General features: G+C 56.0%; 5 protein-coding genes and 1 tRNA gene. 5 read left to right on the forward strand and 1 reads right to left on the reverse strand.

Annotated features, from left to right (window positions below; all coding sequences use genetic code 11):
• The first annotated feature begins 63 nt into the window (after nucleotides 1–63).
• The 5 genes from VMW12_11160 (at nucleotide 64) to VMW12_11180 (ending at nucleotide 3,562) form a co-directional block, all read left to right on the forward strand.
• Entirely contained in the window at nucleotides 64–549 is a 486-nt protein-coding gene (locus VMW12_11160) for a DUF1648 domain-containing protein (GenBank protein ID HUZ50274.1), read from the forward strand.
• Between the two features lie 29 nt (nucleotides 550–578).
• Nucleotides 579–1,403: a 3-keto-5-aminohexanoate cleavage protein gene (locus tag VMW12_11165; GenBank protein HUZ50275.1), complete on the forward strand. Its 825-nt coding sequence runs from the start codon at nucleotides 579–581 to the stop codon at nucleotides 1,401–1,403.
• An 88-nt stretch (nucleotides 1,404–1,491) separates the two neighbouring features.
• Nucleotides 1,492–2,478 carry an ABC transporter permease gene (locus tag VMW12_11170; protein ID HUZ50276.1) on the forward strand — a complete coding sequence of 329 codons (987 nt, stop codon included), beginning with the start codon at nucleotides 1,492–1,494 and terminating at the stop codon, nucleotides 2,476–2,478.
• Nucleotides 2,479–2,485: 7 nt separating this feature from the next.
• Nucleotides 2,486–3,424, forward strand: a complete 939-nt coding sequence (gene opp4C / locus VMW12_11175) for an oligopeptide ABC transporter permease (GenBank protein ID HUZ50277.1) — start codon at nucleotides 2,486–2,488, stop codon at nucleotides 3,422–3,424.
• Nucleotides 3,425–3,475: 51 nt separating this feature from the next.
• Nucleotides 3,476–3,562, forward strand: a tRNA-Leu gene (locus VMW12_11180).
• Nucleotides 3,563–3,757: 195 nt separating this feature from the next.
• Here the strand turns inward: VMW12_11180 and VMW12_11185 are convergent.
• Nucleotides 3,758–4,855, reverse strand: coding sequence for a site-specific integrase (locus VMW12_11185; GenBank protein ID HUZ50278.1), 1,098 nt, complete (start codon nucleotides 4,853–4,855; stop codon nucleotides 3,758–3,760).
• Nucleotides 4,856–6,394: the final 1,539 nt, after the last annotated feature.

The following is a 6,394-nucleotide window of genomic DNA, read 5'->3' on the forward strand; positions in this document are numbered from 1 at the left end:
CCGGGGAAACGCTTGCAATCACAGGTGTAACCCGGAGCCGGCATCGGGAGTAGAGGCCCGTATATGAACTCTCGCCGTGCAGCACTTGAATCGCTGGCGATCCTTGGAACGCTGGCGCAGATCGCTATTGCCGCTTGGGGGCTCGGCACACTTCCCGATTCCATCGCCGTGCATTTTGGACCGGATGGAGTGGGATACGGTTCAAAACTCTCGCTCCTCCTGTTGCCCGCATGCGGCGCATTTACATATCTCGTGAGTGGTTTCGCGGCGAGCTCGGCGCAACCGCGGGTGAACCTGCCGATGAAAATCACGATTACTCCGGAGAACCGCGCTGCCGTTAATGCGTTGAAACGCGAGATGGTTTTGGTTACCAAGGCGGCGCTAGGAGTAGGATTTGCCGCCATAGAGTGGCAGTTGGTCTCCAGTGCCCGGGGAACGCTTTCGCCCGGTTTTATCCCGACAATCGTCGGATTTTCCGTGCTGGTGCTCGCGCTGACTACCGCGTACACAGTCGCCATCGCCAAGGCCGCAAAGCCGCGGCCGGAGTAGCCTGCGGGCTGCGGGGAGAAGTCCGGGGCATGGAACCGCTCATCATCACCTGCGCGCCGGTCGGGGGCGAGATCATGCCCGACCAGACGCCTCACCTGCCCGTTACTCCGGAACAACTCGGGCAGACCGCTGCCGCGATTCGCGAGGCCGGCGCCTCGATGGTTCACGTGCATTGCCGCAACGACGACGGGACGAACACGCACGACGTCGAGCGTTTCCGCGCAGCCTTCGCCGCGATCCGAGCGCAGAGCGATCTGATCGTGCAGTTCTCCACGGGCGGTGCGATCGGGATGACGCCGCAGGAGCGATCGAGCATCTTGCAATTGCGTCCCGAAATGGCGACGCTCACATGCGGCAGCGTCAACTTCGGCGACGACATCTTTGAAAACAGCTTCCCCATCATGCGCGGCATTCTGGCAAAGATGCACGAGTACGACGTGAAGCCGGAGCTGGAGATTTTCGATAAGGGCCACCTCGCGAACGCGCGCCGCCTGGCTAGCGAGGGCGTCCTCACGCTCCCGCAGCACGCCGACTTCGTCCTCGGTGTTCCCGGCGGCTTGGAGGCGACGGTTCAAAACCTCTGCGAGCTCGTGGACGATCTCCCGGCGGGCTGCACTTGGACGGTGGCAGGGATCGGACGCCAGCAGTTGCCGCTTGCCATGGTGGCGATCGCGATGGGCGGGCACGTCCGGGTCGGATTGGAGGATAACCTCTATTACAGTAAGGGCCGCTTGGCGCGGAACGAGGAGCTGGTCGCTCGCGTTGTCCGCATAGCGCAAGAGGCCGGACGAGCCGTGGCCACCCCCGACCAGGCGCGCGAAATTCTCGGCCTGCGGAAGCTCGCGGCCGCCTGACTGCCCGCTTCGTGGCCCGGAGGGTATGCGGGCCCGGGCTTCGTAACTAGGCCCGGTTTGTTGGAGGGCACTATCCCTGTTTAACTACGTGGTGCGGCGTACGCTGCAGTCGATTCCGCTCCTGTTGCTGATTTCGTTCATTCTGTACATCATTTTGAACAACGCGCCGGGCGGGCCGTTAGCGCCCTATCTTCAGAATCCGCACATCACCCCGGCCGATATCGCGCGCCTCAAGGCCAACCTCGGGCTCACCCCGCCGGCCGGCGTGCCGGATTGGCTGTGGACGATCGTGCGCTACTTCAAGTGGCTCGGTCAGGTCTTGCAAGGCAACTTCGGGTACTCGACCAGTAACTCGCAGCCGGTGATGCAGGCGATCCTCGAGCGTCTCCCCGCGACGCTGGAGTTGATGGGCGCCTCGTTCATCCTCTCGGTCGTGATCGGCCTCGCGGCCGGGATCTTCTCGGCGATCAAGCCGTACTCGTTCGCCGATTACTTCATCACGACGCTGGCCTTTTTCGGCCAGTCGATGCCGGTGTTCTGGTTTGCGCTGATGCTGCAACTGCTCTTTGCGGTGCACGGCATCCCGCTGCCGTTCGGTTACATCATTCAAACGCCGTCGGCCGGTATGTCGAGTATGGATGCGTTTAACTTGGGCGATCGGCTCTCGCATTTGGTTCTGCCGGTGATCGTGCTCTCGTTGCTCTCGCTGGCGCTCTACAGCCGGTTCATGCGCTCGTCGCTGCTCGAGGTGATGAAGACCGACTACATGCGAACCGCCGCTGCGAAGGGCTTGGATTTTACTACCATCCTCTTCAAGCATGGATTGAAGAACGCGCTGATTCCGGTCGTGACGATCCTCGCACTCTCGCTGCCCGGCGTGCTGGGCGGCGCGATCGTTACTGAGACGATCTTTGCGTGGCCGGGCGCCGGACGTATGTTCTACAATGCGCTCCAGCAAAGCGACATCGCCTTGATGATGGGTTACTTGCTCATCCTCGCATTTTTCGTGGTCTTTTCGAATCTTTTGGCGGACGTGCTCTACGCGTGGCTCGATCCGCGCGTGAAGTACGACTAGGGGACGTATGGCAACCACTCTTCCAGTTCAACCGAACGTCTTCCAAGAGGACGACTTTCAATCGACCAAGGTGACGTTTTGGACGCGTCTGCGCCGGCATAGGCTCGCCGTTGCGGGCTTTGTCGTGCTCACGCTGATCGTGCTGGCGGCAGTCTTCGCTAAATGGCTCGCGCCGTTCGATCCGAACGCCATCGACAACGTGCACTGGCTCGGCAATCCGCTGCCGCCGTGCTTCGTGGACGGCTCGCTTTGCGCCAAGCACTTGCTTGGAACCGATGAAGTAGGGCGCGATCTGCTCTCCCGCTTGCTCTTCGGCGCGCGGATCTCGCTCACGGTCGGCGTCTTTGCGGTAGTGATGGAAGTGGTGATCGGCACGTTCCTGGGAGCGATCTCCGGGTACTACGGCGGCTGGATCGATTACGTCATCATGCGCATCACCGACGTCTTTCTCTCGATCCCGCTCCTGCCGCTGCTCTTGGTCCTCACGGCCATCGTGGCGGCGAGCTCGTCGAAGGCGGCCCTGAACTTCGGCGTGATCGTGCTGATCATCGGTGCTTTATCCTGGCCGAACGTCGCGCGCTTGGTGCGCGCTTCGTTCCTGACGCTGCGCGAACGCGAGTTCGCGGAGGCCGCGCGGGCGCTGGGCAACAACGACATGCGGATCATTTTCCGCCACCTCTTGCCCAATGCGATCGCGCCGATCATCGTTCAGGCGACGCTCGACGTCGCCAACGTCATCGTCCTGGAGTCCACCCTTTCGTATCTAGGCTTCGGCATTCAGCCGCCGACGGCGTCGTGGGGCAACATGCTGGCCAACGCGCAAGCGACGCTACAGACGGCATGGTGGGCGGCCGTCTTCCCGGGTGTAGGAATCCTGCTAACGGTCCTTTCGATCAACTACATCGGCGACGGATTGCGCGATGCACTTGACCCGAACATGAGGTAGGGGATACTATCTATCGGTTGCCGCCCACCGGGCGGCTCCATGTACCTCTGTGCGCGAGTGGCGGAATTGGTAGACGCACTAGCTTGAGGTGCTAGCGCTGGCAACGGCGTGCTGGTTCGAGTCCAGTCTTGCGCACCAACCCGGAAAGCCTTGCAAACACTACGTTTGCGGGGCTTTTCTCTTTTTTGAATGTGCCGATTTTCGAGCGTTGCGAAAGTGAATGTATCTCACTTTGTATCTCACCTTCTGAAAACCGTATCCCAAGAGCCTAAAAGAAAATAGCCCTTTGCAGGGCCGTAGAGGGGTCTGAAGCGGTTTGCCAAGGCCTAAGTATCAGGTCAACCCTGAACCCGCTACCAGGGCCTCGAAACGCGCAGCTAGAGCCCCCTGGTCCTCGGGTATCGCGTGACTGTAGGTATCCAAGGTGATAGACGGCTTGGCATGGCCTAGACGTTTGCTCACAGCGACGATGAACGCCCCGTCCCGCAACAGCCGGGTGGCACAGGTATGCCGGAGGGCATGAAAGTGGGAGTGCGGGAGCTCGGCCTCTTTAAGCAGAGCAGTCCAAGCGCGATTGAAGTCGCGGCGGTCCCACGGCTCCCCGGTGGCCTTGGCGAACACGAACCCAGCATTTCGGAGGTTGGCTGCGAGGTGCTTTCGCAAAACGGCCACCGTCGAAGGCGCTAGTTGTATTTCCCGGTGAGAGGCGTCCGTCTTGGTTAGGTCCTCTAGCACAGGCCCACCAACCACGGTATTCAAGGTCCGACGAATTAGCATTTTATTACCCGCTAAATCGACTTTTTGTAAACCGAGAAGTTCGGCTTCTCTAGCCCCGGAATCTAAAGCTAAACGTATCAAAGCTTCCCAAGGCTTCCCGGCCACGTAATTCAATAGTTTCAATTCATCCTCTGGACTAAAAGCCTCGACGTTCGAAAACTTAGGCTTTTGCGGTTTAACCTGCTTCGGTAATTTAATCGGATTAAATTTGAATTTACGAAGTTCGACGCCTACTTCAAAGGCCGCATGAAGCGTTTTATAAATTCGAAATAGCGTTTGTTCCGAAGCTCCAGCCTTACGACGGCTGTCAAAATAAGTGATTATTTCCGCAGAGGTCAACTGGCTAATCTGGATTTTTTCGACTGCTTGCCCGTAAACGTGGGTCTTTAAAGTAGAAGTGACAAAAGCCCGATAAGTAATTCTGCAATTCGGACTTATCATCTCGAACCAGGAGCGCAAATACTCCCCTACAGTCCCAGGGGGCAGATTAGCCTCGCGCTGCTCCTCAACAAAACCGTCTATCTGGCGTTGGACCTCAGCCTTCCTGGTGCCGACAAACCACCTGGTTTTGCCCGCATGGTATACCCGGCCACGGTAGTACCCGGGCTTCAGGGGGTGCTTGCCGATAGATTGGGAGCCGTCTTTTCTAGCCATACTTAACTCCTACGCGTGCGATTGCCACCAGCCCTTTTCGGCCAGGTCCTGAACCTTCTTTTTACTATAATAATTCAATCTACCATGCCGAATGCGAGTTAATAGCCCGCTCTTCAGTACTACGGTGTAAAAAGTGGTTGGTCCACAACGTAAAATAAGCTGCGCTTCTTTAGCGCTAATGATTGAAGTGTTACCCTGCGGTAACTGTGACTCACGCATACTCGTTATATATAGGCTATTAGCACATGTTTCTGAACACCTCGAAATAAAAAAAAATGTTAGTAAAATACTCGAGCACAAATCGAGTGCTATATAATTGTCGCCAAAGCAAAATTAGTTTTTTCAGATGTTAGCCCAACGAAAAAACGCACTATGATATGGATGAACGACGGCAGGAATGCTGCCGAAGTTACTACCTCCGGTAGCATCGCAAGATAAGCGCCGAGGCGTGTCCCCTGCAGAGGGGCATTGAAAGCCCATCCGGTCCCGCGTTTATGGCGCGGTTAACGATGGGCGCACGATAACGATTGGTGACGGCACGCAAAGCCGGATTGCCTTTCTCCGACCGTGTCCCGCACGGCGGGCGTTGCTTAACGCAATGATGTCAAATGCTGCAGTCGTCGAAGCAGTTTCCGGGAAAAGACACCAATCGTCATCGTTTCTATTTTTAGTTCGTTTTCCGGCCTCCTCTGGGACCGCAAGGCCCCGCGCCGAGAGCCAGGGCACAAGTTTACGGCCCGGAGGCGACCACGCTCTATTAGGCCCCGAACGGTCTTTTCGGAGCAATTAAGGGCCCGCGCTACGTCTTTGATTTTCAGGACCATTAAAGAGTTCTTATAATTCCCTTCGTTTCCATGTATTATCCCGCGTCCTTAAGGGGTGTGTATTTCAATTTGCATTGACCGTCCCTATTATTACCAATGGGACGGTTGCGTCAAGCGGATTGCTAAAGTAATTTACTATTGCGCGAATACTCGGGCACGAATCGATTACTATATAATATGCGGCAATTTACAAATGCTTATTTCGGATGTTCGAATATCGAACAGGTGTAGCATTGATTCTCGTCGCCACTTCGCATCGGCAACCGCATCGCGAACTATCTACGTTACTTGATTATCAAAGGAAGCCGACGTGGAACCACCGTTCACCACGTCGGCTAGTTGCGCGAAAGCCAACATAGAACCATAAACAGATATTGCGCTATAGCTTTACTACGACATGTTACGAAGTCGGTTATTTTTTACTATATTAGTAAAGCGATGGTAACAATAGAGGGTAGTGATACGCATTTCCTACACTCGTGTAGGAGCTTCAAAAGCCCCAGGCTATTCTTGTTTGTTACTGTCGCACGTACAAATAACAATTCTGGGGTTTTTAATATTTATCAATGCAGACATTATTTAAGAAACAAAAATTTTGCGACCTATGGGAGGGCAATTGGCAGGAGTACTATTTGAAACCTCATCAGGCAGATGCGTCCCTGCTGAATTACTTGTATCTGGTTTTTAAAGATGAAGAGGAATTATTGGCCAAACT

Source organism: Candidatus Dormiibacterota bacterium, assembly GCA_035532835.1.
Taxonomy (GTDB): Bacteria; Vulcanimicrobiota; Vulcanimicrobiia; order Vulcanimicrobiales; family Vulcanimicrobiaceae; genus DAHUXY01.

What these genes read in the sequence shown, in the direction of transcription:
- VMW12_11185 (HUZ50278.1), bottom strand. Translation starts at nt 4,855, where the DNA reads ATGGCTAGAAAAGACGGCTCCCAATCTATCGGCAAGCACCCCCTGAAG.
- VMW12_11165 (HUZ50275.1), top strand. Translation starts at nt 579, where the DNA reads ATGGAACCGCTCATCATCACCTGCGCGCCGGTCGGGGGCGAGATCATG.
- opp4C (HUZ50277.1), top strand. Translation starts at nt 2,486, where the DNA reads ATGGCAACCACTCTTCCAGTTCAACCGAACGTCTTCCAAGAGGACGAC.
- VMW12_11160 (HUZ50274.1), top strand. Translation starts at nt 64, where the DNA reads ATGAACTCTCGCCGTGCAGCACTTGAATCGCTGGCGATCCTTGGAACG.